Source organism: Nocardia sp. NPDC058497 (assembly GCF_042720195.1).
Classification (GTDB): Bacteria; Actinomycetota; Actinomycetes; order Mycobacteriales; family Mycobacteriaceae; genus Nocardia.
In genome coordinates, this window is the sequence record NZ_JBHXMY010000605.1 from 1 (window position 1) to 3,469 (window position 3,469).

Sequence of the window (3,469 nt, forward strand, 5' to 3'; positions counted from 1 at the left end):
CTCACACAATCGTCCTCTCATTTCTTGTCTATCGCACGTCTTTATCGGAAAGCCAGTGGCCGAGAACTACCGTGGCGAACCTCTTCTCGGCACTCACGGCGACCAGGCGATCGGCGCCTCGGGCGTGACGGCCGGCGATATCGATATCGATGTCCTCGTCGTTGAGGTCACTGACGGTGCGGTGTCAAGGTGTGCCGAGTGAGTTGCTGACGCGGTAGCCGCACCGCGGTGCATAGTCGAGTTCGACCGCGTCGCGGTAGCGCAGCGCGGTCATGATCGTGGCGCCCTCACGATCGTCGGTGTCGTGGACGCGGCGTGTGAGACAGTTCCGGGCGGAGGAGCCGTAGCTGATTTCCAGGGTGGCGTCGTACCCGCTCCCGGTGGTGGAGAGCGGGTAGTGTCCCGCGCTTCCGTGTGACGTCTTCGCAGGATTCGCTGCCACAGAATAGAACTCAGGCCCGACGCGCGGTGCGCGACGCTTCTCGTGCAGCTGGGTACGGATGCGGATCGGCATGGCAGGGCACTCACTCTCAGGGGAGCAGGACCGATCATGACCCGAAACGCTGTTGGTCGGCGCTGGCGAGCAGCGGCCGCTTAGGCTCTTGGTCATGAGCACGGCGGGGGTAGCGGGGTGGGCCACGGTCGGGATCGGTTGCGTGGCGGCGCTCGCTGGCGGGGTGTGTGTCCGATTCGCGCGACGGTCACGAGCCGATCGGTCGACCGCGGGTGATGAATCGAACGGTGCAGGCCGACAGCTGGATTCAACTGTGCTGCCGTGGCAGGACACTGTGTTGCGGCCGTCGCCGTGGATCCCGCTGTTGGTGGGTGCGCGATGGTGGGTCCGCTACGGTCCCGGCCTGGCGATCAAGCAGCGGCTGCTGAGAGAATGGCTCGACGTCGGCCTGCGGCAGCGGCCTCACATGGCGCGGGCGGTGCGAACCCGGCAGGGGTTGCGGTTTCAGGTGCCGAGCACGCTGGATTTCATCGCCCGCACGATCTACCTCAACGGTGTTTGGGAACCGAATATCACGGCGCTGCTGACGAACCGGCTGGCTCCCGGCGAGGTAGTCATCGACATCGGCGCCGCCGGAGGGTGGCACACCACCCTGGCGTCACGACTCGTCGGTGAGACCGGCAGCGTCATCGCGATCGAACCCGCACCCGCGCAACTCCAGCAGCTCCGAGCGAATCTGGCGCTCAACGACTGCCGCAACGTCCGGATCGTGGAGGCCGCGGTCACCGAGGAACCAACACAGGTCCGGTTGTTCGTACCCGACCCGGGAAACGCAGGCGCGACCACGACGATCCAACCAGCCAGCTACACCAGCGAGATCAGCGCAGTAGGACTGCCGTTGGCGCAGATCGTGGATGATGACATCGACCGCGCCCGGATCATCAAGATCGACGTCGAAGGCGCCGAAGCCACCGTGCTGACGGCGCTGGTGCCGCTGATCCCTCGGTTACGGCCGGACTGCGAGATCCTCGTCGAAGTCACCCCGCGCTGGCTCCACCAGACCGGCCACACCGCCGAGGAACTGTTGACGCCGTTCATCGACAGCGGGTTTCGGGCGTTCGCGATCGAGAACGGCTATGCCCCGCAGGACGTCCCAGCCATGGTGCGGACCCCAGCTCGACCGGTAGCTGTCACCACTGCGATCACCCGCCAAACCGATTTGCTGTTGTCACGCGTACAGCCCGGCCCTGACATCGTCGACATCGATGGTGCCGATCGCGCGAGCAGTACCGGCCTCGAGACCGATCAGGGCGGTGATCTGATCGCGGACGCGTTGGCGTGGGTGAGATCGGACATGCTCGGGGCGCAGAAGGCGCTGAACGAAGACGAGTTGGCGGGTGGGGTGCCCGCTCATGTCGAGGTCGTCGAGGACATCCTGGCCGACGAGCACCGGTGGACATTCGCCTGGCGGCGCGAAGTCGCCGCCAGGGTTGTTGCCGCACGCGACCGCGCTGCCGGATAGGCTCGCTTCGGACGAGCCTGGTTGTGGTCGCTACATCGGTGAATCCTGCCTACCGGTGCGGTGAGGACGGTGGGTGTTGTGGAGATAGTGCGTGCTGGGGGCGCCATTGGGTGACGTTGAGCAGGCCGTGGCGGTTGCCGGTCGGGATCGAAAAGGACACCAGTCCGAGCCACGTCCCATCGGTCCTGTTAACTGCACCTACTGAACTGATAGTCCGCCGATCTGACTACGGGGTGAGCGGGATGGACGAGCTGCGGAGAGCGCTCCATGAGGGGCGCATCAAGTTGCCGATGGTGGGATGCGTGGAGCGCGCCGCAAGCGCGGCGCCTTACGCGGTCCTAATCGAAGGGACGGAGGTGCCGCCGATCTCGTCTTATCTGTCGAGTCTGGTTGTCTCCGACGTCAGTCCTTTGACGGTGCGGTCCTACGCCCATGATCTGCTGCGGTGGTGGAAAATCCTTGCGGTGCTCGGTGTGCCGTGGGATCGCGCGACGAGGGAGGACGTCGAGGCGATGGTGGGATGGATGCGATCGGCCGCCAATCCACAGCGTCGGCGGTCGGCCCAGTCCGTATCGGAGCCAGGATCGGTGAACCTCAAGACCGGGAAGCCGGTCCTGTCGGCGGGATATGCGCCAGCGACGATCAACCACGCGTTGACGGTTGTGTACTCGTTCTACGAGCACCACCTCTTGTATGGACATGGCCCGCTGGTGAATCCGGTGCCAGCCTCGCCGGATCGGCAGCGGGGCCAGCAGTACCCTCTCGACCCGCGTCCCCGGCTGAGGCGGGCGCCGATGCGGCAGAAGCAGCCCCAGCGGGCTCCCCGGTCTATCCCCGACACCGCGTGGGTGGCCCTGTTCGCGGCGATGACATATGACCGCGACCGGGCATTGCTCGAGTTCGCTGTCTCATCCGGCGCCCCGCCGAGGAATACCGGCCGGTCACCGACCAGGAATGGGCCGAGTTCGAAGAGCACTTCGACAAACGCAAGGTCGAACTGGGGTCGTGCGGGCGCCCCTACGCCACGCCTTGCAGCCATGAGCACGCCTGCATCCGCATGTCCCATGCTGCACGTCGACCCGCGAATGATCCACAGGCTCAACGACATCGAAACCGACCTCGAACAACGTCGCCAACGGGCACACGAAGAAGGATGGCTCGGTGAGATCGAAGGCATCGACCTCACCCTGGCCTTCCTTCGCCGCAAACGCGACGAGGCCAGCCGGCTGGTCAACCGCACCACCGCACTCGGAACCCCGGAATTCCCGAACCGCTGAGTGCTTGACCGCGGCGTGAACTCCGATAGCTGCCATCCTGGGCTCGGTCGACAACGCCGCTGACCGGTTCGGTCAGCGCGGTGTGCGGCAATGCGACTTTCGCTGCGCCCGCGGTGCTGCCACCTCGGGCACGGGAGGTCGTGTCGTAGGCAGCCAATACAGTCTCCGAGGTGGGATACATGTCTTCTTGGGTCGCGGTTCGCGGAGATGTTCCGG

General features: G+C 65.4%; 4 protein-coding genes. 3 read left to right on the top strand and 1 reads right to left on the bottom strand.

Translation table 11 applies throughout. The features are described from left to right. Positions 1–202 (top strand): hypothetical protein (locus ACFWPJ_RS28055; RefSeq protein WP_378855785.1); only part of this gene is annotated, 202 nt, incomplete at its 5' end. Here the strand turns inward: ACFWPJ_RS28055 and ACFWPJ_RS28060 are convergent. Then, positions 185–514, bottom strand: coding sequence for a hypothetical protein (locus tag ACFWPJ_RS28060; RefSeq protein WP_378855787.1), 330 nt, complete (start codon positions 512–514; stop codon positions 185–187). The genes ACFWPJ_RS28055 and ACFWPJ_RS28060 overlap by 18 nt on opposite strands. A 253-nt stretch (positions 515–767) precedes the next feature. On the opposite strand from ACFWPJ_RS28060, the gene ACFWPJ_RS28065 reads away from it, so the two are divergent. Then, a complete protein-coding gene (locus ACFWPJ_RS28065) occupies positions 768–1,976 on the top strand; it encodes an FkbM family methyltransferase (RefSeq protein ID WP_378855789.1) in 1,209 nt (402 codons plus the stop codon). Positions 1,977–2,218: 242 nt separating this feature from the next. Next, the gene (locus tag ACFWPJ_RS28070) at positions 2,219–3,253 is read left to right on the top strand and encodes a site-specific integrase (RefSeq protein WP_378855791.1); all 1,035 of its coding nucleotides are present in this window, start codon (positions 2,219–2,221) and stop codon (positions 3,251–3,253) included. Positions 3,254–3,469 lie beyond the last annotated feature (216 nt).